At 46.5% G+C, this 23,715-nt stretch carries 22 protein-coding genes and 1 riboswitch; of the genes, 17 read left to right on the forward strand and 5 right to left on the reverse strand.

All coding sequences use genetic code 11. The annotated features are described in order from the left end of the window. Window positions 1-44 precede the first annotated feature (44 nt). Window positions 45-608 carry an FMN-dependent NADH-azoreductase gene (locus P253_RS09045; RefSeq protein WP_005180838.1) on the forward strand — a complete coding sequence of 188 codons (564 nt, stop codon included), beginning with the start codon at window positions 45-47 and terminating at the stop codon, window positions 606-608. A gap of 64 nt (window positions 609-672) precedes the next feature. Here the strand turns inward: P253_RS09045 and P253_RS09050 are convergent, their stop codons facing one another. After that, window positions 673-1,584 (reverse strand): alpha/beta hydrolase, encoded by a 912-nt coding sequence (locus P253_RS09050; RefSeq protein ID WP_016658731.1) that lies wholly within the window; start codon window positions 1,582-1,584, stop codon window positions 673-675. Window positions 1,585-1,739: 155 nt separating this feature from the next. Between P253_RS09050 and P253_RS09055 the strand changes: the two genes are divergently transcribed. Then, window positions 1,740-2,177, forward strand: coding sequence for a DUF2147 domain-containing protein (locus P253_RS09055; protein ID WP_005180835.1), 438 nt, complete (start codon window positions 1,740-1,742; stop codon window positions 2,175-2,177). A gap of 96 nt (window positions 2,178-2,273) precedes the next feature. On the opposite strand, the gene P253_RS09060 is transcribed toward P253_RS09055, so the two are convergent. Both P253_RS09060 and P253_RS09065 read right to left on the reverse strand, forming a co-directional pair. Then, window positions 2,274-2,624 carry a Spx/MgsR family RNA polymerase-binding regulatory protein gene (locus P253_RS09060; protein WP_016658732.1) on the reverse strand — a complete coding sequence of 117 codons (351 nt, stop codon included), beginning with the start codon at window positions 2,622-2,624 and terminating at the stop codon, window positions 2,274-2,276. A gap of 495 nt (window positions 2,625-3,119) precedes the next feature. Then, window positions 3,120-3,941: an exodeoxyribonuclease III gene (locus tag P253_RS09065; RefSeq protein ID WP_016658733.1), complete on the reverse strand. Its 822-nt coding sequence runs from the start codon at window positions 3,939-3,941 to the stop codon at window positions 3,120-3,122. A gap of 40 nt (window positions 3,942-3,981) precedes the next feature. Between P253_RS09065 and pyrE the strand changes: the two genes are divergently transcribed. From pyrE to P253_RS09080, 3 genes are all read left to right on the forward strand, one after another. Next, window positions 3,982-4,632, forward strand: a complete 651-nt coding sequence (pyrE, locus tag P253_RS09070; protein ID WP_005180830.1) for an orotate phosphoribosyltransferase — start codon at window positions 3,982-3,984, stop codon at window positions 4,630-4,632. A 93-nt stretch (window positions 4,633-4,725) separates the two neighbouring features. Next, entirely contained in the window at window positions 4,726-5,496 is a 771-nt protein-coding gene (locus P253_RS09075; RefSeq protein ID WP_016658734.1) for a hypothetical protein, read from the forward strand. Between the two features lie 60 nt (window positions 5,497-5,556). Beyond that, entirely contained in the window at window positions 5,557-6,762 is a 1,206-nt protein-coding gene (locus tag P253_RS09080; protein ID WP_004911237.1) for an IS256 family transposase, read from the forward strand. Between the two features lie 47 nt (window positions 6,763-6,809). On the opposite strand, the gene P253_RS09085 is transcribed toward P253_RS09080, so the two are convergent. Continuing rightward, entirely contained in the window at window positions 6,810-6,998 is a 189-nt protein-coding gene (locus P253_RS09085; protein WP_016658735.1) for a DUF3565 domain-containing protein, read from the reverse strand. A 117-nt stretch (window positions 6,999-7,115) separates the two neighbouring features. Here P253_RS09085 and gshB point away from each other — a divergent pair, with 117 nt between their 5' ends. The 8 genes from gshB to lpxC all read left to right on the forward strand — a co-directional run bounded on the left by gshB (window position 7,116) and on the right by lpxC (window position 16,483). After that, on the forward strand, window positions 7,116-8,054 hold the full coding sequence (gene gshB, locus P253_RS09090; protein WP_016658736.1) for a glutathione synthase: 939 nt from the start codon (window positions 7,116-7,118) through the stop codon (window positions 8,052-8,054). Window positions 8,055-8,377: 323 nt separating this feature from the next. After that, window positions 8,378-9,475, forward strand: coding sequence for an undecaprenyldiphospho-muramoylpentapeptide beta-N-acetylglucosaminyltransferase (gene murG / locus P253_RS09095; RefSeq protein WP_016658737.1), 1,098 nt, complete (start codon window positions 8,378-8,380; stop codon window positions 9,473-9,475). A gap of 12 nt (window positions 9,476-9,487) precedes the next feature. Continuing rightward, window positions 9,488-10,936, forward strand: a complete 1,449-nt coding sequence (murC, locus tag P253_RS09100; protein WP_016658738.1) for a UDP-N-acetylmuramate--L-alanine ligase — start codon at window positions 9,488-9,490, stop codon at window positions 10,934-10,936. A 56-nt stretch (window positions 10,937-10,992) separates the two neighbouring features. Next, the gene (locus P253_RS09105) at window positions 10,993-11,922 is read left to right on the forward strand and encodes a D-alanine--D-alanine ligase (RefSeq protein ID WP_016658739.1); all 930 of its coding nucleotides are present in this window, start codon (window positions 10,993-10,995) and stop codon (window positions 11,920-11,922) included. Between the two features lie 3 nt (window positions 11,923-11,925). Beyond that, window positions 11,926-12,780, forward strand: a complete 855-nt coding sequence (locus P253_RS09110) for a cell division protein FtsQ/DivIB (RefSeq protein ID WP_005180814.1) — start codon at window positions 11,926-11,928, stop codon at window positions 12,778-12,780. A gap of 65 nt (window positions 12,781-12,845) precedes the next feature. Then, window positions 12,846-14,108 carry a cell division protein FtsA gene (gene ftsA / locus P253_RS09115; RefSeq protein ID WP_005180811.1) on the forward strand — a complete coding sequence of 421 codons (1,263 nt, stop codon included), beginning with the start codon at window positions 12,846-12,848 and terminating at the stop codon, window positions 14,106-14,108. A gap of 160 nt (window positions 14,109-14,268) precedes the next feature. Then, window positions 14,269-15,456, forward strand: a complete 1,188-nt coding sequence (gene ftsZ / locus P253_RS09120; protein WP_005180810.1) for a cell division protein FtsZ — start codon at window positions 14,269-14,271, stop codon at window positions 15,454-15,456. Window positions 15,457-15,580: 124 nt separating this feature from the next. Next, a complete protein-coding gene (gene lpxC / locus P253_RS09125; RefSeq protein ID WP_016658740.1) occupies window positions 15,581-16,483 on the forward strand; it encodes a UDP-3-O-acyl-N-acetylglucosamine deacetylase in 903 nt (300 codons plus the stop codon). Between the two features lie 97 nt (window positions 16,484-16,580). Here lpxC and P253_RS09130 read toward each other — a convergent pair whose 3' ends face one another. Further along, complete coding sequence (locus tag P253_RS09130) at window positions 16,581-17,021, reverse strand: DciA family protein (protein ID WP_016658741.1); 441 nt, start codon at window positions 17,019-17,021, stop codon at window positions 16,581-16,583. Window positions 17,022-17,129: 108 nt separating this feature from the next. Between P253_RS09130 and P253_RS09135 the strand changes: the two genes are divergently transcribed. The 4 genes from P253_RS09135 to P253_RS09150 all read left to right on the forward strand — a co-directional run bounded on the left by P253_RS09135 (window position 17,130) and on the right by P253_RS09150 (window position 23,711). Beyond that, a complete protein-coding gene (locus P253_RS09135) occupies window positions 17,130-17,813 on the forward strand; it encodes a M23 family metallopeptidase (protein WP_005180807.1) in 684 nt (227 codons plus the stop codon). A gap of 268 nt (window positions 17,814-18,081) precedes the next feature. Continuing rightward, window positions 18,082-20,784, forward strand: a complete 2,703-nt coding sequence (gene aceE, locus P253_RS09140; RefSeq protein ID WP_005180803.1) for a pyruvate dehydrogenase (acetyl-transferring), homodimeric type — start codon at window positions 18,082-18,084, stop codon at window positions 20,782-20,784. 2 nt (window positions 20,785-20,786) lie between these two features. After that, the gene (locus P253_RS09145; RefSeq protein ID WP_016658742.1) at window positions 20,787-22,811 is read left to right on the forward strand and encodes a 2-oxo acid dehydrogenase subunit E2; all 2,025 of its coding nucleotides are present in this window, start codon (window positions 20,787-20,789) and stop codon (window positions 22,809-22,811) included. A gap of 112 nt (window positions 22,812-22,923) precedes the next feature. Continuing rightward, window positions 22,924-23,065, forward strand: a riboswitch (yybP-ykoY riboswitch). Window positions 23,066-23,135: 70 nt separating this feature from the next. After that, the gene (locus tag P253_RS09150) at window positions 23,136-23,711 is read left to right on the forward strand and encodes a TMEM165/GDT1 family protein (protein ID WP_016658743.1); all 576 of its coding nucleotides are present in this window, start codon (window positions 23,136-23,138) and stop codon (window positions 23,709-23,711) included. Window positions 23,712-23,715: the final 4 nt, after the last annotated feature.

Genomic DNA, 23,715 nt, shown 5'->3' on the forward strand with positions numbered 1-23,715 from the left:
TAAAATGGCGCTATTGAAAAAATCACAGTTTAGGATTCTCTCCCATGAAAATTTTGCATATCGACTCGAGTATTTTAGGCGACGCTTCTGTATCACGTCAGTTGTCTAAAGCTATTGTGAACCAGCTACAGGCGAAAAATACAGCGGCCCAAGTTGACTATCTGGATCTGGCTGAACAGACCATTCCGCATTTAACCGCTGAAATTTTAATGGGACAAAATGCCGAGCAAAGCGCTTTAGGCGAACAGATTCTGCAACAATATCTAGATGCTGATGTCGTGGTGGTGGGCGCAGCCATGTATAACTTCGGTCTGCCATCGACTTTAAAAGCCTGGATTGACCGGATTAGCGTGGCAGGTCGTACCTTTAAATACACCGAAAATGGCCCGGTCGGTCTGGCAGGTGACAAGAAAGTGTATATCGCCAGCAGCCGCGGTGGTGTCTATGGCGAACAAAGCCCGGTTGATTTCCAGGAAGCATTCCTGAAAACCGTGTTTAACTTTACCGGTGTCAGTGATATTGAAGTAGTACGTGCTGAAGGGGTTAGCATGAGCGATATTAAAGATCAGGCGATTACTACGGCATTAGACCAGATTGCCAAAATCTAAGCTTTACGGCGCTGCATTAATCACAAAAAAAGGTCAGTTTCTACTGACCTTTTTTTATGGTGTTTTAATCTCGGTCCTGCTGATGGGCAAATTCGGCTAAATCGGCCAGCGCCATTTTGGCTTCATCAAACCACGGTGAGAACATAATAAAGTTATGCCACATACCGGTATACAGTTTAAAACTGACCTTCACGCCCGCCTGTTCGGCCTTGTCACGAAAACGCTGCGCATCATCCAGCAGCAGTTCTTTAGAACCCACCTGCACCAAGGTTGGTGGTAAATCGGTTAAATCATCAAATAGCGGCGAAACACGCGGATCACCACGATCGACCGACGGTGGCACATAGTATTGAATCCCGGTTTCCAGAGTTTCAATCGACAATAAGGCATCGTGTTTGCGGTTATAACGAATTGATTCACTGGTCAGGGTTAAATCCAAAAATGGTGAAAGCAGCATGAGGCCGCTGACTTGCGGTAACTGTTCATCACGGATTTTTAAGGCTAAGGCCAGCGCCAGATTGGCGCCGCAGGAATCTCCTGCCAGCAAAATATCTTTGGCCTGTACGCCCTGATCCAGCAGGGTCTGATAGACATCAAAAATTGCTTCTAAGGCTTCCGGGAATGGATTTTCAGGCGCCAGCGGATAATCGATATGAATCACCTGCATCTGGGTGCGGGCGGCCAGTTCAGTCAGAAATGGGCGATGGGTATTTAAAGACCCTAAATAAAAGGCGCCACCGTGAATATAGAAAATCAGCTGGGTGGCTTCATCTTGTGGCTTGATTTCTTCGGCTTTCAGGCTAGCCAGACGTAAAGCGCGGACTTCGACAGTTTTATTGGTCGGAAACAGCCGGCACATCTGTTCGAGGGCGAAACGCAGCGGATTATGCGGTAAATTATATTGGCTTGGCAGGCGGATGGTGGTTTTTAAAAAGCCTTCTGTGAAAATTTGTTTCAATAACGGGTTGATCTTCATTGTTCTTCCATCTTGTTCTTGATTTTGGCCTGTGCTTGCGTATTTACCAACACAATTTACAAGGTTACACTAAATGGTCACATTCAAAAATTGCAAATTTGTAGTGACTTTTTAATACTAAGGCTGTCTAACACTAGACTAGGGAATCAAAAAAAATGAAAAAAATTGCACTGGCATTAGGATTAATGGGTTTAACAGCTTTGGCGAATGCTGCTGATCCGCTAAATGGTACTGTCTGGAAAACAATTGATGACAAAACCAAGCAAGCAAAAGCAACCGTCAAATTTACCGAGCAGAAAAATGGCACGTTAACTGCAACAATTCAGTCCATTTTAACGCCGGGTGAAGAAAATGCCTGTACAAAATGTGAAGGACCTTACAAAAACAAATCCTTGAAAGGTTTAACCATTGTACGTGGTTTAAAGAATTCGGGTGGTACCAACTATGACAGCGGTTCAATTCTGGATCCGCAATCAGGTAAAACCTACAAGTTAAAAGGTCAACTGGCTGATGGCGGGCAGAAATTACAATTGCGTGGCTATATTGGCGTAGCAGCGCTGGGTCGTAACCAGACCTGGGTTCGTGTGAAATAAGCCAGCCAATAGAAACGGATTAAACCAGAAAGCCTGATGCAGATGCATCAGGCTTTTTGATTTTTAACGGATAAGTAAAAGGTAGATAAAAAGAATTTATCCGTTTAAGGCGCGATAGGCGGTTTCATCAAAACCAACAATAAAGCCGTCTGCGGTGGCCAGCACAGGACGTTTGATCAGGCTGTTGTGAGTGCGTAAGGCTTCAATTAAATCTGCTTCGCTGGACAGGGCTTGTGCCTGTTCCGCTTCCGACAGTTTGCGCCAGGTGGTGCCTTTTTTATTCAGAATTTTGTCCTGACCTTCAGCATCCAGCCAGTGTTTTAGCGTTTCTGCATCAATCCCCTGTTTTTTATAATCATGAAATTCATAAGCCAGGCCCAGTTCATTGAGCAGATCAAAGGCTTTTTTCATGGAGTTGCAGTTTTTAATACCATAAATTTTAAGCATAAAGCGGATTCCAGCAAGAAACACAATGCTCAAGAGATTAACCAAAAAATTGGTTTTGCACTATAGCGGGTATAAATATTGAGTTCATGGTTCTGAAATTAAACCGTCATTAAAATGCAACGCTACCGCGCCATAATAGTGGCAGAAAAACAAGACAACACTTGAGAAGAATTATTCGTACTAAGAAAAAAACGAAAAGCAAAGAGCCAATATAAAAAATAAAAGCCCAGATGTAGAAAACCCGCATTTAATCATCCTGATTATGCGGGTCTCACTACAACGTCCGATGTCACATCCTTGAAACAAAGACCATCATGGCTTTGTTTATTTGCATCCTACGGCTTCCTGTCCCTTTGCTGTCATCCTGACACTGTCCCTTTGCCGTGCTGCAATAATGCGCCGATTTAAAAAGCAGATAAAGGTCTGAATGACGACAAAATATGTCGGAAATAAACCTCTATTGAGTGAACAATTGTTCACTCAATAGGAAGGTTTTTAGTTGAGTTTATAATCAATAATCACCGGGGCGTGGTCGCTATACCATTCCTCTTTGTAGACCCAGGCATTGACGGTACGTGCTTTCCAGTCCGGTGAGCAGGCATGATAGTCAATCCGCCAGCCAACGTTCTTGGCACGCGCTTGGCCACGGTTCGACCACCAGGAATACAGTTCGGCTTCTTTGCGCACTTCACGGAAGGTGTCGACATAGCCCAGATCATCATAGATATGATCGAGCCAGGCACGTTCATGCGGTAAACAGCCGGAAGATTTCTGGTTGCCTGACCAGTTTTTAATATCAATACGTTTATGCACGATATTGTAGTCGCCGCAGACAATGATCGATTTATTTTCATCGCGCCATTGTTTCAGGATTTTTGTATATTCTTCGAGGAAGTGGTCTTTACGGGCTTGTGCTTCTTCACCCGATGAACCCGATGGCAGATACAGTGAGCAGATATGCACCGGATAACCCAGCCCTAAATCAAATTCTGCCGTGACAAAACGGCCTTGGGAGTCGGCCAGTTCAAAGCCTAAACCATCCTGAATAGACACAAATGGCAGGCGGCTGTAAATGGCGGTGCCGGCATAGCCCGGACGTTCAGCTGCGAACAGATGGGTATACCAGCCTTCCGGTTTGAATTTATCAGTCCACTGCGCATGGGTCAGACGGCTTTCCTGAATGCAGATGACATCAGCCTCTGATTTTTCCATCCACTCCAGCAGGCCTTTACTGACCGAAGAACGCAGGCCATTGACGTTAATTGAAACCACACGAAGAATTTTTTGATCACTCGGATAGCTACTCTTTGGTATCATGCGCAGGTCTTACCTCAATTTATGAATTTTGGAGCACCTCATGTCAACGCAAGCGACATTTAACCCTCAAGCTTTTATCGAACTCGCATTATCACGTGGTGTGCTTAAATTTGGTGAGTTTACTTTAAAATCGGGTCGCGTGAGTCCTTATTTTTTTAATGCCGGTTTATTAAATGATGGCGAAGCCTTGTCATTACTGGCGTCAGGCTATGCAGCCAAGTTAACAGAATGTGAAAATGTTGATGTGATTTTTGGCCCAGCCTATAAAGGCATTCCATTTGTGGCGGCAACGGCGGTGGCTTTATCGCAAAATCATAGCGTGAGTGTGCCTTGGGGCTTTAACCGTAAAGAAGCCAAAGATCATGGTGAAGGTGGCGTATTGGTCGGTGCATCGGTTGAAGGTAAAAAAGTCTGGATTATTGATGATGTGATTACCGCAGGTACAGCAATTCGTGAAGTGGTGACCATTTTAAAAAATGCGGGTGCCACAATTGCCGGTGTACTGGTCGCGCTAGATCGTCAGGAAAAAGGGCAGGGTGATTTGTCTGCGATTCAGGAAGTTCAAAAAGAGCTAGAAATTCCGGTACATGCCTTAATTACCATGAAAGATTTGATGAATTATCTAGATGCCAAAGGTGAAAAAGAGGCTTTGGCGAAGATGGAAGCCTATCGTGTGAAGTATGGGATCTAATAATTAATACAATGTATTGATTTTTAATAAAGCTCTATCCATGATAGGGCTTTATTTTTATAAAAAACAAAAATGAATCTAGATTGGAATTTAATGATCGCAAGTTTTTCAGCTATTGCTGCAAGTGCAGCATCGATAGCGACTTTTTTGGGTTGGAAAGAAAATAGGGAACTTAGAAAAGTTCAAACCGAACCATTGATAGACATTAAGTTAGAACCTGTTGAGTACAGAATCCATTTTTTACGTTTAAAAATTACAAATGTAGGAAAAGGAGGAGCTCATAACGTAAAAATAAAATTATTTCCTGAACCTTCACTCGATGCTTCTTTTTTAGTTACTGCTCAAAAAGCTATTAAAGTTTTTATGCAAAGAGATTTTATGATTAAGGGGGTCAATTATTTAGCGCCGAATGATTCTAAATATACGGACTATCTAAGTTTTACTGGTTTAAATCCTAAAGAGTTAGATAGTGAATACTTCTTTAATCTTATTTTTAATGCTGAGATCAGATATGAGGATTTAAAGGGAAAGAAATATAAGAATACATATAAAATTGATACTTCAGAACTAAAAATTTATAAATTAGGAGAGAGTTTTGAAGAAGTTCTTCCCAAAGCATTAGCAGGAATTCAAAAGTCTTTAGAAAGTATGAGTAAAAATATTAATAGGCAAACTGCATTTTTAGATAAAAAATCAAAAGCAGAAGAAACTCATTGGAATGAATATGAGCTAAAACAAAAGTTGAATTATATGAGCTATGTAAAACGTCGCAATAAAGAGTTAAATATCGATCAGGATGCATATCTTTTTAAAAAAATAGAACGTAGATTGTCTATTCATGAAGTAAGAAGGAAAAATAAATAAGGTAGTGTTCAAAAATCTGTGTCATTTCAATAAACTGAATCAAACAGGAAATGACACATCATGGCAAACAACTTTGATTTCGAAGCAGCTTTAAAACAATTACAATCAGGACAACCCCTCACTGGTGAAAACGGTATCCTGACACCACTAATCAAACAGCTGACAGAAGCGGCTTTAAATGCTGAAATTGAAAACTATCTGGAAGAAAATCCTAAACCATCCAATCGCAGGAATGGTTACTCTCGCAAGACCGTAAAATCATCCTCCGGTTCATTTGAACTGGAAACACCTCGTGATCGCACTGGTGATTTTGAGCCTCAACTCGTCAAGAAAAATCAAACCAAACTCTCTGAAGAGATCGACAGTAAAGTCATCTCACTGTTTGCGCTCGGCATGAGCTACCGTGATATTCAAAAACATATTGCCGATATGTATGCACTGGATATTTCCGAGGGTGCCATTACCAATATTACAGACAAGCTAATCCCCGAATTACGTGCCTGGCAACAGAGGCCGCTTGATGCCGTATATCCCTTTGTGTGGCTCGATGCCATCCATTACAAGATCAAGGATGAAGGCCGTTATGTCAACAAAGCCGTTTATACCGTGCTGGGATTAAATACCGAAGGCCATAAAGAACTGCTGGGTCTTTACCTATCAGAAAGTGAAGGTGCTAATTATTGGCTCAGCGTACTCACAGATTTGCAGAACCGTGGCATACAAGACATTCTGATCGCCTGCGTTGATGGGCTTAAAGGCTTCCCTGAAGCAATTGCTGCGATATTTCCGCAGACAGAAGTGCAGTTATGTATTATTCACCAAATCCGCAATAGCTTGCGTTATGTGGCCAGTAAGGATCAAAAAGCCTTTATGGCTGATCTGAAGCCTGTTTACCGAGCAGATACCAAGCAGGCAGCTGAAATGGCGCTAGATGAGCTGGAAGCCAAATGGGGGGATAAATACGAGAAAGTCATTCGTTCATGGCGTGAAAAATGGCATTTACTCAGTGCCTATTTCAAATATCCGAAAGCGGTTAGGAAGCCAATTTATACCACCAATGCGGTTGAAGCAGTACATCGCCAATTCAGAAAACTGACCAAAACCAAGGGGGCTTTCCCGAATGAAAATAGCCTGCTGAAATTGCTGTATATTGGCATTCAACAGGCTTCTGAAAAATGGACAATGCCGGTGACAAACTGGGGGCAAACCATCACACAGTTATCGATTTACTTTGAAGGCAGGCTCGATGATATAATTAAACTCTAGCCAATTCGGCTGACACAGAATTTTGAACGCTCTCATAAATAACAAAATCATCCTTCCTCACACTTCTTACACTCCAGCATCACCCCTAATTTTTCTTTGCGTCCTTGCTCCGTCATCACCCAGGGCCGGTTCTGCCACGGTGGATTATGCCGCACATGCTGGCCATGACCACAGGCCAGCTCTGCGACCCAATGATTTTCTTCATCTAAATGATATCCCACAATTGGCTGTTGCATGGGCAGCTTCCTGAAATCAGCAAATATAGCGCTGCAAAGCTTTACTCAAATTCAGAAAAACAGGCAGCGAATCTCCGTTATACTCCACATTATAGCAATTTTAAAAGAGCAGTCATTATGCGCGTACTTGTGGTGATGGACCCGATTGAAACGGTGAACCTGAAAAAAGATTCCACCATGGCCATGCTGTGGGCCGCGGCACGTCGGGGTCATGAGCTCGGTTATGCACTACAACAAGATTTATATATTGATCAGGGCAAGGCTTTCGGTCTAATCAGCCCGTTAAAAGTCTTTGAAGATTACAACCATTATTATGAGCTGGGCGAAAAACAAAAAGAATCCATCGCAGCCTATGATGTGGTGCTGATGCGTAAAGACCCGCCGTTTGATATGAACTTTGTCTATAGCACCTATATTCTGGAACAGGCAGAGCGTGAAGGAGCGTGGATTATTAACAAGCCACAAAGCCTGCGTGACTGTAATGAAAAACTGTTTGCGACTCAGTTCCCGGAGCTACAGGTGCCGACTTTAGTGACCTCTCAGCAAAGCCTGATTCGTGAATTTATTCAGCAACATGGCGATGTGATTGTGAAACCGCTCGATGGGATGGGAGGTATGGGCATTTTCCGTCTGTATCAGGATGGTGTGAATATTGGCTCCACCATTGAAATTCTGACCAATAACGGCACCCAGCCAATTATGGCGCAGCGTTATATCCCGGAAATTGTAGAAGGGGATAAACGCATTTTAATGGTCAATGGCGAGCCAATTCCGTATTGTCTGGCACGTATTCCGCAAAACGGCGAAGTGCGTGGCAACCTGGCCGCTGGTGGTCTGGGTGAAGCACGTCCATTGACCGACAATGACAAGGCAATTGCTGCCAAAGTCGGGCCATTTTTACGTGAAAAAGGTCTGGTATTTGTCGGTCTGGATGTGATTGGTAACTATGTCACTGAAATTAACGTGACCAGTCCAACCTGTATCCGTGAAATTGATGCCCAGTTCGGCACCTCAATTGCCGATACCCTGTTTGATGTACTGGAAGCCGGTCGTTAATCTATCTTTCAAAAGAGTCACCTTGGGTGGCTCTTTTTGTATTCTTAAGCGAGATTTGAGCTTGAAAAACTGCGTTGAGCAAGAAAATTATAGCGATTTTGTAAATCAAAACCAGTCGACATAATTCAGTGAAAAATGCAGGTAACTTAACAATTTCGGTGAATTAATAATAAAACTAGTTTAAACTTTCAAAACTGTTGAAAAAAACAATGAGCCGCTTGGTGAAAAAAAGTAAATAAACTTTCAAGCTCATACGATTGTGATTACAATTGAGCGCTTATAAAGAACTTTCATTAGCCATATTTGGATTGAAGAATTAGACCGTGACTGATGCAGCGCAAACCAAGCCTAAACATGTGATGATGATGGCCGCAGGCACTGGTGGCCATGTGTTCCCAGCCCTAGCCGTGGCAAAAGAACTCCAGCAGCAGGGAATCCATGTGTCCTGGTTAGCAACGCCTACAGGCATGGAAAACCGTTTATTACAAAACCAGAATATTCCGATTTATCAGATTGATATTCAAGGCGTGCGCGGTAACGGGCTGGCACGCAAACTGATGGCGCCTTTTAAAATTCTAAAAGCCACCTTAAGCGCCATGCAGTTAATGAAAAAACACAAAGTAGAGGCTGTCGCCGGCTTTGGTGGCTATGTGGCTGGACCGGGTGGTCTGGCCGCACGTCTGCTTGGTATTCCGGTCATTATTCATGAGCAGAATGCAATTGCCGGCTTTACCAATACCCAGCTGTCGCGTATTGCCAACATTGTTTGTCAGGCGTTCCCGGATACGTTTCCGGCCAGCACTAAAATTGTCACCACTGGCAACCCGGTGCGTAAAGAAATTAGCGCGACTCTAACCCCATCCTGGCGTTATCAGGAACGTGAAAAAGCAGGTTTGCCGCTGCGTATTTTAATTGTTGGCGGCTCTTTGGGCGCGCAGGCACTGAATGAACGTGTCCCTGAAGCCTTAAAACAGCTGAATGTACCTTTAAATGTGTATCATCAGTGTGGGCAAAATCATGCAGACAGCACCCGAGCGCGTTATGCCAACAAGCCGGACAGCTTAATGGTTGAAGTGCAACCCTTTATTGAAGATATGGCACAGGCCTATAGCGATGCCGATCTGATTATCTGCCGGGCCGGCGCACTGACGGTTACGGAAATTGCAACCGCGGGTGTGGCTGCGGTATTTGTGCCCTTGCCAAGCGCTGTGGATGACCATCAGACGGCCAATGCACAATTCCTGGCCAAGACGGGCGCGGCAAAAATCTGTCCGCAAGCCAGCATGACCCCGGACAGCTTAAAAGAACTGTTAATGCCGTTGATGAACCGCCAACTGCTTTCTGAAATGGCCAGCAAGGCGCGTCAACAGGCACAACCTAATGCAACCCAACATGTGGTTGCTTTAATTCAAGATTTGTAAACCGAGTAAACTATGTCTCCATCTATCCCTGCTGATCAAGTAAAAGAACTGATTAAAGTGCCTGAAATGCGTCGTATCAAACATATCCACTTTGTCGGGATTGGCGGCGCCGGGATGTGTGGCATTGCCGAGGTATTAAAAAACCAGGGCTATGATGTTTCCGGTTCAGATATTAAAGCCTCAAAAACTACAGCCCAGCTGGAAGAAAATGGCATTCGGGTGTTTATTGGTCATAGCGCAGATAATATTCAGGGCGCCAATGTACTGGTAGTCTCTACTGCAATTGATCCGGAAAACCCGGAAGTTAAAGCCGCTATTGAGAGCCGTATTCCGGTGGTGCGCCGTGCTGAAATGCTGGGTGAGCTGATGCGTTATCGTCACGGGATTGCCGTGGCCGGAACACATGGTAAAACCACCACCACCAGCCTGGTTACCTGTATGCTGGCAGAAGAAAATCTGGACCCGACTTACGTGATAGGCGGTTTGCTGAACCGTACCGGGGTTAATGCTGCACTGGGTGCGAGCCGTTATATTGTGGCTGAAGCCGATGAATCAGATGCATCTTTCCTGCATCTGGAGCCAATGGCAGCGATTGTCACCAATATTGATGCCGACCACATGGATACTTATGGCGGCAGCTTTGACAAGCTAAAAGATACCTTTATTGAATTCCTGCACAAACTGCCATTCTATGGTTTGGCAGTGGTTTGTGGTGATGATGCCAACATCCGTGAAATTATGCCGCGCATTGCCCGTCCGGTGCTAACCTACGGCTTTAATGAAGACAATGATATTCGCGCAGTCGATGTTGATCAGGACGGTATGCGTACCCACTTTACCGTATTGCGTAAAGACCGCGAGCCACTGCGTGTTACCGTGAATCAGCCCGGTCTGCACAATGTACTGAATGCCTTGGCCGCCATTGGTGTGGCGACCGATGAAGGTGTTTCTGATGGTGCGATTTGCCGTGCACTGGAAGGCTTTAGTGGTGTAGGTCGCCGTTTCCAGGTGCAAGGTGAATTTGAACTGGACGGTGGCAGCATCAAACTGGTCGATGACTATGGTCACCATCCTAAAGAAGTGGAAGCCACCATTAAAGCAGCGCGTCAGAGCCATCCGGACCGCCGTCTGGTGATGTTGTTCCAGCCGCACCGTTTTAGCCGTACCCGTGACTGTTTTGATGACTTTGTTGAAGTGTTATCGCAGGTCGATCAACTGCTGTTGCTGGAAGTGTATCCTGCCGGTGAAAAAGCCATTGTGGGTGCCGACAGTCGCAGTCTGGCACGCAGTATCCGTCTGCGTGGTCAGGTTGAACCGATCCTGATTGATCCGGTTGAAGGCAATCTGGAAACACTGGTACAAAAAGTGTTACAACCGAATGATTTATTATTGACCCAAGGTGCGGGTAATGTAGGAGCAATCTCCATCGAGCTTGCTCAAAATAAATTGTATTTAAAATAATCACCCAAAGTGATATTTGAATTTGGTCGCTCAGTGTAAAGTTTAAGGATATAAACGTGTCAAATGCTTCAAAGTTCGGCAAAGTTGCCGTGTTATTTGGTGGAAAATCTGCCGAGCGTGGGGTGTCTCTGGATAGTGGACAGGCAGTGCTCGATGCGCTGCTGCGCGAAGGCGTTCAGGCAGAAGCGTTTGACCCGAAAGATCGTAGTGTGACCGAACTGGTCAACTATGATCGTGCCTTTATTGTCCTGCACGGCCGCGGCGGTGAAGATGGCCAGATTCAGGGTGTACTGGAATGGCTGAATGTGCCGTATACCGGTACTGGCGTACAGGGTTCAGCCATTGGCATGGACAAGGTCAAAACCAAACAGGTCTGGCAAGGTTCCGAGCTGCCAACAGCGCCGTATCGTATTGTCACCAAAGATTCAAACCCGGCTGATATTGTCGCTGCATTGGGTCTACCGCTGATTATCAAGCCGGTACATGAAGGTTCCAGTATTGGCATGAGCAAAGTCGAACGTATTGAAGACTTTGCTGAAGCGATTGCCAAAGCCACCGAGCATGATGCAGTGGTGATGGCTGAAAAATGGATTACCGGTCGCGAGTTCACGATTGTCTTACTGAACGGTCAGGCCTTGCCGGTGATTCGTCTGGAACCGCCTAAAGATGTGGCGTTCTATGACTATGAAGCCAAATACAACCGTAATGATGTGCAATACGGCATTCCATGTGGCTTAACCGAGTCGGAAGAGCAGCAGTTACAGGTCTTGGCCCTGCGTGCGTTCCAGGCGGTAGGTGCCAGCGGCTGGGGCCGTATTGATGCAATGCAGGATGAACAAGGCAATTTCTGGCTGCTTGAAGTCAACACTGTACCGGGCATGACCAGTCACTCACTGGTGCCAAAAGCCGCGCAGGCGGTGGGCTACAGTTTTGATGCCTTGTGCGTGGCAATTCTTGAACAAACCTTAACGGATGCGACCCACTAAGCCATGGCTCAACTTCCTGCTTCCATGCGCCGTAAACGCGCAGCGATTACCTCGATTCACGATAAGCCACCGACGCGTAAAGAAAAGCTGACGAACCTAGGTGGATGGGTATTGCTGTGCGTGGCGATTGTGGTATTGGCAGCAGGAATCTATGGTCTATATAAAGTCATGACCGATGCACGCGTGGCTGAACTGGACGTGGTCGGTACTCGTTCCAATGCCGAACTGCGCCAGGTCATGACCCATGTTTCGCCAGTGGTCACAGATAACTATTTTACTTCCGATCTGGAACAGATTCGTGATACCGCACTGGAACTGTCCTGGGTCGATCGGGTGGTGGTGTCACGCGCCTGGCCGAATGCCATCCGTTTACGGGTCATGCCACGCCATGCGATTGCGCGCTGGGGCACCGGACGTTTACTCAGTGACAGCGGTGATGTGTTTTCGGAAGTCACACCCAAGAATAATCAGCATCTGCCGTTATTACATGGCCCGATGCATCAGTCCAAAATGATGATGCGTCGCTATAATGAAATTAACCAGTTATTTTTACCGGTGAATCTGCGTTTAAAAGAGTTATATCTCACCGACCGGATGACCTGGTTTATGCAGTTTGATTCTGGCCTGCGGGTGATTGTGGATCAGGATCAGACCATGAGTAAATTGCAGCGTCTGAGTCATCTGGCGCAAAGTGACTTCAAGCCGGTATGGTCCAGGATTTCTGCAATTGACCTGCGTTACCGCAATGGTCTGGCGATCCAGTGGAAAAACTCGGTGGCACCAAAAATTGCCAATGGTCATTTTGTTGTAACGATTGATGACACAAGCATTGCGAATGCAATAGCAGCAAAGCCATAATACTTGGCTTTAAAAATAGAGGCATTAAGCCATTAATTAAACAAACATGTGATGGTAGTAAATAAATGAGTGAAGCTGTTCCCTCGGTTGTTGCGATTGACATTGGGACACACAAAGTTTCAGTTTTGATTGGTAAGGTACACGCGCCAGACAATATCCAAGTGATTGGTATGGCTACCGCTCGTAACCGAGGCATGAATAAAGGAAAAATTGTAAGTCTCGATAAAGTCATTACAGCCATTAAAAATGCCGTTCAAGAAGCAGAAGATATGGCGGAATGCCGGGTGCATTCAGCCTGGATTTCTATTCCAAGTGCAGAATTAAAAAGTTTTTATGCTGCGGGGCGTACCCCGATTGAAAATAGTGACCACACAATTACAACAAGTGAAGTGGTTCGTGCCTTAGATCTGGCCAAAGCCAGCCATTTAACTTCAGATCATTATCTGGTCAGCGCGGTGCCGTTGGGCTTTGATCTGGATGATTCCGGTGAATGGGTACAAAACCCGATCCGTATGTCGGCGCATAGCATGACCGGTCATTATCAGCTGATGATGCTGCCGATTAGCACCATGCAGAATCTGGACCGTGCCTTAAAAGGGGCCAATATTGGTGTAGAAAAAATGGTGGTGTCGCATCTGGCCACCGCTGAAGCCAGTTTACTGAAAGATGAAAAAGAATATGGCGTGTGCCTGGTTGATATTGGCGCCGGTACCACCAATATTGCGGTCTATCTGGATGGTCGTCTGGCGCTGTCACAAACCCTGCAGCGTGGCGGTGAGCATGTGACCCGTGATATCGCGGCGGTATTGCAGACCACCACCGAAGAAGCCGAGCGGATTAAACTACTTTACGGTTGCGTCGATTTAAAAGTGGTCAAACCTGATCACATGATTCAGATTCAGGGCATTGATGGTCCGCAAACCATCAGCCGGATTGAACTGTCGGAAATTATTATTGCGCGTTATGAAGAAATTTTTGCGCAAATCCGTCAGGAACTGGAAAACAGTGGCGCCATTCATGGCTTATATCATGGTGTGGTGCTGGCTGGTGATGCCTGTCAGATTGAAGGCATGGTCAGTCTGGTACGCCGCACCCTGGGTGTGTCTGCGCATTTGGGCAATCCGCCGGTACAGGTTTATGCCGATGAACCGCATCAGGCTGCCTTGCGCCGTTCGCAGTATGCAACCGCAGCGGGCGTGCTGATGTATAGCCAGAGCTACAGTCAGGACACCATTGTCGAAACCGAAGACCCGGAGACCTTATCGGTCTGGGCGCGTGTAGGTCGTGCCTGGTCAGGACTCAACGAAAAACTGAAATCAATTTTTTAGTTGATTTTTTAGGGAATATTGTTAGGAAGTTGTACGGATTATCGCTTGTACTTGACAAGGCAGCCGTTGGACAGCATTCTTAAAAACAATTTTTTATTAAGATCAAGGCAGTATACGGGCTGAAGTGACTGCCAATTATGAATTAGGAAAGCTAAAGGTCATGGCCTCATTTGAATTTTTTGAAGATGATCAAACCGATAACAACGGTCAAGCCCGTTTCACTGTATTTGGTGTAGGTGGTGCAGGCGGTAACGCCGTACAGCATATGCTGGAATCAGATATCCAGGGTGTGAAATTTGTCTGTGCCAATACCGATAAACAGGCACTGGACCGCATGAATGCACAGTGCAAAATTCAGCTGGGCGAGCAAAGTACCCGTGGTCTGGGCGCAGGGGCTAATCCGCAAGTGGGTCAAACCGCTGCTGAAGAAAGCCGCGAGCTGATTCGCCAGCAGTTAGAAGGCACCGATATGGTGTTTGTGACTGCCGGTATGGGCGGTGGTACCGGTACCGGTGCTGCACCTGTTGTCGCTGAAATTGCCAAAGAAATGGGCATTTTAACTGTCGGTGTCGTAACCACACCGTTTAACTTTGAAGGTAAACGCCGTCTGCAATCTGCAGAAAAAGGTATTGAAGCTTTAGAGCAGCATGTTGATTCCCTGATCATCATTCCAAACCAGCGCTTGTTAAAAGTATTCCGCGACATTTCCATGAAAGATGCCTATAAAAAGGCAGATGACGTGCTGTTAAATGCCGTGCGCAGTATCTTTGATTTAGTGGTACGTCCAGGTCACATCAACCTTGACTTTGCCGATTTGAAAACGGCCATGAGTACCCGTGGCTATGCCATGATGGGTGTCGGTCTGGGGCGTGGTGAAAACCGTGCCCGTCAGGCAGCAGAGCAGGCGATTCGCAGTCCATTACTCGATAACGTGACCATCATGAATGCCAAAGGTATTCTGATTAACGTGACCGGTGGTGATGACGTGACCTTTGGTGAAATTGAAGAAATTACCGATGTTGTCAACCAGATTGTCGATCTGGATGAAGGCCAGGTATTCTACGGTACCGTATTTGATCCGGATGCGCGTGATGAAATCAGCGTGACCGTAATTGCCACTGGTTTGACCCGTAATTCAGCCGATGCGGTTGAGCCAGTCAAGCGTTCTTCAGTGGTGCAGTCTGCACAGGCAACCGCTCAACAGCCGGTTGAAGAAGATGATGTTCCGGCCATTCAGCGTCAGGCAGAGGCAGCGCCGGCCATCAATGCGACTGCAGGCAGCAGCAATAATTCGCGTCCAACGCCAATGAGTATTCAGGAATATCTTAAAAATCAACAACGTAAATAATTTTTACGATATAGATTTTTATTCCAAAACTTGTAAAAGGTAGCCAAATGGCTACCTTTTTGTTTTTTATCAATGGCTAAATATGCTAACGTATAGCGGTTTTATATACAGATGAATTGAGAGCATGTTGAAACAACGTACCCTAGAACGTGTCGTGAAAGCGAGTGGTATAGGTCTGCATAGTGGACAGAAAGTCATGATTAACTTTGTGCCGCACCATGCTGACGGGGGAATTGTGTTTCGCCGTATTGACCTGAATCCACCGGTCGATATTCCGGCCGATGCCATGCTGATTCAGGAAGCCTTTATGTGCTCGAATCTGGTTCAGGACAATGCCAAAGTCGGCACCATTGAACACATTATGAGTGCGCTGGCAGGTCTGGGAATTGATAACCTGATTATCGAAGTATCCGCTTCTGAAGTGCCAATTATGGACGGCAGTGCCGGTCCCTTCATCTATTTATTAATGCAGGGTGGCTTAAAAGAGCAGGATGCGCCAAAAAAATTCATCAAGATTTTAAAACCGGTCGAAGCGCTAATTGATGATAAACGTGCCATTTTCACCCCGCATGACGGTTTCCAGCTCAATTTCACCATCGATTTCGATCATCCCGCCTTTAAAAAAGAATATCAGTCTGCCACCATTGATTTTTCTACCGAAACCTTCGTCTATGAAGTCAGTGAAGCACGCACCTTTGGCTTTATGAAAGATCTGGATTATTTAAAAGCCAACAATCTGGCCTTGGGCGCCAGCCTTGAAAATGCCATTGGGGTCGATGACACCGGTGTGGTCAATGAAGAGGGCCTGCGTTTCTCGGATGAATTTGTTCGTCACAAAATATTAGATGCGGTGGGCGACCTGTATTTGCTCGGTTATCAAATTATTGCGAAATTTGATGGATATAAATCGGGTCATGCACTGAATAACCAGCTCTTGCGGAATGTGCAAAAAGATCCAAGCAGCTATGAAATTGTAACATTTGATGACATCAATCAATGTCCAATTCCGTATGTGAGTGTGACATAAGTCATTGTCTTTCCTTGGTGATGTTATAATGTAACATCTAAAAAAGTGAACTAATTCTCGTTTTTATCGGTTTTGTATTTTTTAGATTGGCGCAATGTTACTTTTTATTGCTTGCCAAACGTAACAAAGCTTGGCTAAGCTTAGGGTCGCTCACAAAGTCAGCAGCACCGCGAAGCATTTCCTGGGTTTCTGTACTGAGTGTTCTTGAAGATTTTTCCTGTTTTGGGGGCGTTTGCAACTGCGGTTTTAACCGGACCTGAATCTTGTGTAAATCTTGAAGTTCTGCCAATTGTGATAGCTGAGCAACATACTGTTTTTGCAAATAGGCCAGTTGACTCACCATCGCCTGATTGGTGCCAGTAATGGTAAGAATCCCTTGCTGATAACAAACAACCTGCCAAAGTTCGGGTTGGGGCAACAAGGGTTGAATAATTTGAGTAAGTTTCTGCCAGGCAGCAACTTGCGTTGAGAGAAACGTTAGGTTTCCTGTTTTTATGTGTTTTCTTGTTTGGCGAAAGACGTTACAAGGCTCGGACATACATATTTCCTTCATGTTTATGTCTTAATCTTATGCGCTCCTTTCAGTGAAGATCAAGGAAGAGATCACCAAGGAACTCTGAGTAAGAACAGTTTTTATGAGGTTTTTATGCATACGCGACGTATTTTATTAGCGTTTTCTTTGGCGGCTTCTGCGGCGTCAGTGGCTTTTGCTGATCTGGTTGACTTAAACAGCCAAAATTCATCGACAGACCGTATTGAAGAATTGACCCGCACCCTGGCACAAGGGACCTATAGCGAGTCACAAGACATCAATATTCCGGCGCAAACTGAAATTAATGTCAAACTGCGTGAAAAAACGGTTGAATTAAACAACGAATCTTTAGCGAAAAAATACGGTTCAGCGTCTTCTGCGAAATCTTATAGCGCTAATCCATATAGCTGGTTAGTGGCGCATCCTTTACCAAATGCCCGTGTAAGCTCAAACTATGGCGGTCGTACCATGAATGGTCGTGCTGAACGTCATTCAGGTTTAGATTTAGCAGCGCCAAGCGGCACACCAATTTATGCCACTGGCCCGGGTATCGTAACTAAATCAGGTTGGGGTACAGGTTATGGTCAATATGTTGAAATTAACCATGGCAATGGCTATTTAACCCGTTACGCTCATGCATCACGCTTAATTGCACGTGTCGGCGATCGTGTTGCTGCAGGTGAGCATATTGCAAACGTGGGTTGTACAGGTCGTTGTACCGGTCCTCATTTACATTATGAAGTAGTAAAAGACGGCGTTCGTAAAAACCCATCGACTTACCTGGCAATGCTGCCTTAACAGCTTGCGGCTTTTGCTCAAAAGGCCTAATTTTTGAGCACGTCATGCATTAAGACCTTATAACGATTATATTATCACTCAAAAGAATATTGTCTGTATATTAAACCGCCGCTATTGGCGGTTTTTTGTTATTTTGGGTAATAAAACGTCAATAGATATTTTTTCTCGAAATACTAGTCTAAAGTCGTATTCACCGATGGCCATACCTTTAGAAAGCAGAAATATGGTACATATAAACCATATAATTAGGATTCAGGAATGACCGACTATGGCGTATTATGGTGATACCGACGCGCAGGAAACCCAAGAGTGGCAGGACGCGTTTGATTCAGTTTTGCAGCACATGGGAACCGAGCGTGCGGCATTTTTATTAGAAAAACTTTATCAACGGGCAATCGCGAAACACGTTCCCATTCAGCGTCTAAATACGCCTTATTTAAATACCATTTCCGTTGAAGAGCAACCACCAATGCCGGGTGATCAGGATATGGAACGTCGTATCCGCGCCCTGATTCGCTGGAATGCACTGGCGATGGTACTGCGTGCCAACAAAACGGGCGATGACCTTGGTGGTCACCTGGCCAGTTTTGCCTCTTCTGCCACCCTTTATGATGTCGGCTTTAACCATTTCTTCCGTGCCAATAGCGATAACTTTGGCGGCGACATGATCTATTATCAAGGTCACTGTGCACCAGGTATCTATGCACGTTCTTTCCTTGAAGGCCGTCTGACGGAAGAGCATTTAAATAATTTCCGCCGTGAAGTGGGTGGTAAAGGTCTGCCATCTTACCCACACCCATACCTGATGCCAGACTACTGGCAGTTCCCGACCGTATCCATGGGTCTGGGTCCGATCATGTCAATCTATCAGGCGCATATTCAAAAATACCTGATGAACCGTGGCCTGATCAAAGAAGAAGACCGTAAAGTCTGGGCTTATCTGGGCGATGGCGAGATGGACGAACCGGAAAGCCTGGGTGCAATCTCGCTGGCCGGTCGTGAAAAGCTCGACAACCTGATCTGGGTGGTGAACTGTAACCTGCAGCGTCTGGATGGCCCGGTACGTGGTAACGGTAAAATTATTCAGGAACTGGAATCACTGTTCCGCGGCGCAGGCTGGCGTGTAATTAAAGTGGTCTGGGGCCGTCATTGGGACCCGCTACTGGATAAAGATAAATCTGGCGCGCTGAAAGCAGTGATGGAAGAAGCGGTTGATGGTGACTATCAGCGTTATCAGGTGAAAGGTGGTGCTTACACCCGTGCGCACTTCTTTGGCCGTTATCCGGAAGCTGAAGAGCTGGTGAAAAACTTAAGCGATGAAGATATTGATAATCTGAACCGCGGCGGTCACGACCCGTACAAGGTATTTGCCGCCTATACCGAAGCGACCAAAGCCAAAGGTCAGCCAACCGTGATTCTGGCCAAAACCGTAAAAGGCTATGGTCTGTCTGAAGAAATTGAAGCGGTGAACAAAACTCACCAAATCAAGAAAATGCAGCTTGAATCACTGAAATATGTACGTAACCGTTTCAACCTGCCATTTACCGATGAGCAGCTGGAAGAAGTGCCATTCTATCGTCCAAGTGAAAACTCGCCTGAAATTAAATATATGAAGGCGCGTCGTGAAGCACTGGGCGGCTACTTGCCGGCACGTCGTAAAGATAGCGAATCTCTCGCGATTCCTGAGCTGTCGGTGTTTGATGCAGTGCTGAAAGGTTCAAACGGTAAAGAACAATCGACCACCATGGTGATGGTGCGCCTGATCTCTGCGCTGTTAAAAGAAAAAGCCATTAAAGACCGCGTAGTGCCAATTGTTCCAGATGAAGCGCGTACCTTCGGTCTGGAAGGCATGTTCCGTCAACTGGGTATTTATGCCGCACATGGCCAGAAATATACCCCGGAAGACCAGGAACAGTTGATGCATTACCGTGAAGCCAAAGACGGTCACATGCTGCAGGAAGGGATTAACGAAGCCGGTGCAATGAGTGCCTGGGCGGCGTTGGCGACCAGTTATTCGACCAATAACCTGCCAATGATTCCGATGTACATGTACTACTCAATGTTTGGTTTCCAGCGGATTGGCGACATTGCCTGGGCAGCCGGTGATGCACAGGCGCAAGGTTTCTTGCTCGGTGCAACCGCAGGCCGTACTACCCTGAACGGTGAAGGTTTACAGCACCAGGACGGTCACTCGCACATTTTGGCCAATACCATTCCAAACTGTGTCTCTTATGACCCATGTTTCGGTTATGAACTGGCGGTTATCGTCCATGACGGTTTACAACGCATGTATGTCAATCAGGAACGTGTATTCTATTACCTGACGGTTATGAACGAGAACTACGAGCATCCTGAAATGCCGCAGGGCGTTGAAGAAGGCATCAAGCGTGGTATGTATCTGCTTGAAGAAGATGAGAAAGCCACGGTTCAGCTTCTTGGTTCAGGTGTAATTCTGCGTGAAGTGATTAAAGCCGCGAAAATCCTGCGTGAGGAATACCAGATTCACTCCAATGTCTACAGCGTGACCAGCTTCAACGAACTGGCGCGTGATGGTATGGCATGCGAAGAATATAACCGTCTGCATCCGCTGGCGGAAGAAGCCAAAGAGCCGTGGGTATCGAAACAGCTGCGTGGTACTGACGGTATTGTGGTATCTGCAACCGATCATATGCGTGCTTATAGCGAACAGATCCGTGCTTATTTGCCAGATAGCCGTCCGTTTGTGGCGCTGGGTACAGATGGTTATGGCCGTTCGGATACACGTGCCAACCTGCGTAGCTACTTTGGTGTCGATGCCGCGCACATTGTGGTGGCGACCTTGAAGAAACTGGCCGATGAAGGCGAAGTTGATGCGCGTCTGGTCAAAGATGCCATTTCAAGCTTTGAGCTGGATACCGACCGTCCGGTCGCGTGGGCACCACAGGCTACGCCTGAGCTGCACGCTGTGGCTGACTACAAAGAGGAGAACTAATCATGCACATTACGACTCCTGATATTGGTGTAGATAAAGCCACCGTGGCTGAAATTCTGGTCAAAGTCGGCGATAGCATTGCGGTCGATGACAGTATTGTGTTGCTGGAATCCGACAAAGCCTCTGTTGAAGTGCCAAGCACTTCAGCCGGGGTGGTGAAAAGCATTCTGGTCAATCAGGGTGATGAAGTCGCAGAAGGCGCGGTGCTGATTGAACTGGAAGCCGAAGATGGAACGTTACAAGCCGTTGAACCACAACTGGCTGATGCACCGCAAAAAACGTCTGAAAACACCCCGACCTCATTGTCTGATCAGGACATTATTGCGGAAGTGAGCAGCCATCAACCTGCGGCAGCCTCGCAAAACCAGACAGCAGCGGCTGGCAGCGCTGTAACCGTTGAAGTGAAAGTGCCGGATATTGGTGTAGAAAAAGCGCTGGTTGGTGAAATTCTGGTTCAGGTCGGCGATCAGATTGATGTCGATCAGAGCATTGTGGTGGTGGAATCGGACAAAGCCACGGTGGAAGTGCCAAGTACGGTATCGGGTACGGTGGCCTCTATTGAGATTCAGGCTGGCGATAGCGTCAAAGAAGGTGTGGTGATTCTGACCGTGGCCACGGCAGAGGCAGCACCAGCAGCTGAACAGTCGCAAGCTCAAGCCGAACAGCAACCCGCTGCTCAGGCGGCGCCTGAACCCAAAGCTGAACCAGCAGCGCCAGCTTCTGCAGCACCGGCGGGTGATGTCGAAGTGAAGGTCCCGGATTTAGGGGTTGATAAAGCCGCGGTTGCAGAAATTCTGGTTCAGGTCGGTGATACGGTCGAAAAAGATCAAAGTATTATTGTGGTGGAATCGGACAAGGCCACGGTTGAAGTGCCAAGTACCGCCGCGGGTGTAATCAAGGCGATTCATGTCGAGCTGGGCCAGAATGTGTCAGAAGGCATTGCCTTGGTGACCATTGAGGCGGAAGGTCAGGCAGCACCTGCAGCACCGCAAGCAGCAAAAGCTGAAGCGCCAGCACAAAAAGCCGCACCTGCTGCGCCAGCCGCACACGCCTCAAGCGCTGTACCGAGTACACATACTGCAGACAAGCTCACCAAAGAGCAAAATGCAGCGAACTCGAAAGTATATGCTGGTCCTGCAGTGCGTAAACTGGCACGTGAACTGGGTGTCATCCTGGCCGATGTCAAAGCTTCCGGTCCACATGCACGGGTCATGAAAGAAGACTTGGTGGCCTATGTGAAGTCGCGTCTGACAGCACCGCAAACTGCTCCGGCGGCCGCAGCGGTGGCAGCAGCACCATTGGGCTTGCCGAAATTGCCAAGTTTCGATGCGTTTGGTGGTGTGGAAGAGAAAGCTTTAACCCGCTTGCAGCAAGTGTCTATTCCGCAGCTGTCTTTAAACAACTACATTCCGCAAGTAACCCAGTTTGATGCAGCAGACATCACCGAACTGGAAGCATGGCGTAATGAGCTGAAAGGCAACTTCAAGAAAGAGGGCATCAGCCTGACCATTATGGCCTTTATCATTAAGGCAGTGGCGTACTTGCTGAAAGAAGAGCGCGAGTTTGCCGGTCACTTGTCTGATGATGGTAAGTCCGTGCTGCTCCGTAATGAAATCCATATGGGGATTGCGGTAGCGACACCAGATGGCCTGACGGTACCGGTACTGCGTAATCCGGATCAAAAATCAATTAAGCAGATTGCAGTTGAATTGGGCGAGCTGGGCCAAAAAGCGCGTGACAAGAAACTGTCACCGAAAGACCTGCAAGGCGCCAACTTTACCATTTCCAGCCTTGGCGCAATTGGCGGCACCGCCTTTACGCCGCTGGTGAACTGGCCGCAAGTGGCAATTCTGGGGATTTCTCCTGCCACCATGCAACCGGTCTGGAATGGCGAAGGCTTTGATCCACGCTTAATGCTGCCGTTGTCGCTGTCTTATGATCACCGTGTGATTAATGGCGCAGATGCAGCCCGATTTACCAACAAGCTGACCAAGCTGCTCAAAGATATCCGGACTTTGTTAATCTAAAACTCCGCTTGGTGTTTCTCTGTGACGGAGAACGTGCAAAGTTGAAAAAACCCTGCTTCGGCAGGGTTTTTGCTTTTGGTACTTGAGTTTTTTCTGTGGCCGATTACAATAACAGCACTTCATTGGGGAGTAGCCGCTTTTTACGCAAAGTAAAAAGGTGATGGTCAACATATTTGCTCAACAGGGCATGGTCATCATAGCAAAGAACCAAAATGCTTTTCTCAAGCTTTCTTTTGTTGGCAAGACCTTTGATTTATCACTCTGCAGATTTGGCTAGCAGGAGGGATAGGTCATTGGTATGTGTGCTAGCCAGAGAAATCCATCATGTATGAATTCCTGATCTCAACTGCAATTGTCGCTTTGGCCGAAATGGGTGATAAAACCCAGCTGTTGGCCCTGTTACTGGCGGCCCGCTTCCGTAAACCGCTGCCAATTCTGCTGGCGATTCTGGCCGCTACCCTGATCAATCACGGTTTATCTGCAGCCTTGGGACAATGGATTACCACCATTTTAAGTCCTGAAATTCTGCGCTGGATTCTGGCACTCGGTTTTATTGGAATGGCGATCTGGATGCTGATTCCGGATCAGCTGGATGATGAAAATGAAAGCATCAACAAATGGCAGAAATACGGGGTGTTTGGTGCTACCTTTATTCTGTTCTTCCTGGCAGAAATTGGTGATAAAACCCAGATTGCAACCGTGGCACTGGCCGCGCGTTTCGACAGTATTTTCTGGGTGATGATTGGCACCACCTTGGGGATGATGATTGCCAATGCGCCGGCAGTATTTATCGGCAATAAAATGGCAGAGAAATTACCGGTATCCTTGATTCATAAAATTGGTGCACTGATTTTCCTGATCATTGGGGTCAGTACCTTGCTGCAATATTATTTCTTTTAAAGGC

Origin of the sequence: Acinetobacter indicus CIP 110367 (assembly GCF_000488255.1) — a bacterium.
GTDB lineage: Bacteria > Pseudomonadota > Gammaproteobacteria > Pseudomonadales > Moraxellaceae > Acinetobacter > Acinetobacter indicus.

Coding starts and splice junctions, on each gene's coding strand:
- P253_RS09045 (WP_005180838.1), top strand. CDS start 45: ATGAAAATTTTGCATATCGACTCGAGTATTTTAGGCGACGCTTCTGTA.
- P253_RS09050 (WP_016658731.1), bottom strand. CDS start 1,584: ATGAAGATCAACCCGTTATTGAAACAAATTTTCACAGAAGGCTTTTTA.
- P253_RS09055 (WP_005180835.1), top strand. CDS start 1,740: ATGAAAAAAATTGCACTGGCATTAGGATTAATGGGTTTAACAGCTTTG.
- P253_RS09060 (WP_016658732.1), bottom strand. CDS start 2,624: ATGCTTAAAATTTATGGTATTAAAAACTGCAACTCCATGAAAAAAGCC.
- P253_RS09065 (WP_016658733.1), bottom strand. CDS start 3,941: ATGATACCAAAGAGTAGCTATCCGAGTGATCAAAAAATTCTTCGTGTG.
- pyrE (WP_005180830.1), top strand. CDS start 3,982: ATGTCAACGCAAGCGACATTTAACCCTCAAGCTTTTATCGAACTCGCA.
- P253_RS09075 (WP_016658734.1), top strand. CDS start 4,726: ATGATCGCAAGTTTTTCAGCTATTGCTGCAAGTGCAGCATCGATAGCG.
- P253_RS09080 (WP_004911237.1), top strand. CDS start 5,557: ATGGCAAACAACTTTGATTTCGAAGCAGCTTTAAAACAATTACAATCA.
- P253_RS09085 (WP_016658735.1), bottom strand. CDS start 6,998: ATGCAACAGCCAATTGTGGGATATCATTTAGATGAAGAAAATCATTGG.
- gshB (WP_016658736.1), top strand. CDS start 7,116: ATGCGCGTACTTGTGGTGATGGACCCGATTGAAACGGTGAACCTGAAA.
- murC (WP_016658738.1), top strand. CDS start 9,488: ATGTCTCCATCTATCCCTGCTGATCAAGTAAAAGAACTGATTAAAGTG.
- P253_RS09110 (WP_005180814.1), top strand. CDS start 11,926: ATGGCTCAACTTCCTGCTTCCATGCGCCGTAAACGCGCAGCGATTACC.
- ftsA (WP_005180811.1), top strand. CDS start 12,846: ATGAGTGAAGCTGTTCCCTCGGTTGTTGCGATTGACATTGGGACACAC.
- ftsZ (WP_005180810.1), top strand. CDS start 14,269: ATGGCCTCATTTGAATTTTTTGAAGATGATCAAACCGATAACAACGGT.
- lpxC (WP_016658740.1), top strand. CDS start 15,581: ATGTTGAAACAACGTACCCTAGAACGTGTCGTGAAAGCGAGTGGTATA.
- P253_RS09130 (WP_016658741.1), bottom strand. CDS start 17,021: ATGTCCGAGCCTTGTAACGTCTTTCGCCAAACAAGAAAACACATAAAA.
- P253_RS09135 (WP_005180807.1), top strand. CDS start 17,130: ATGCATACGCGACGTATTTTATTAGCGTTTTCTTTGGCGGCTTCTGCG.
- aceE (WP_005180803.1), top strand. CDS start 18,082: ATGGCGTATTATGGTGATACCGACGCGCAGGAAACCCAAGAGTGGCAG.
- P253_RS09145 (WP_016658742.1), top strand. CDS start 20,787: ATGCACATTACGACTCCTGATATTGGTGTAGATAAAGCCACCGTGGCT.
- P253_RS09150 (WP_016658743.1), top strand. CDS start 23,136: ATGTATGAATTCCTGATCTCAACTGCAATTGTCGCTTTGGCCGAAATG.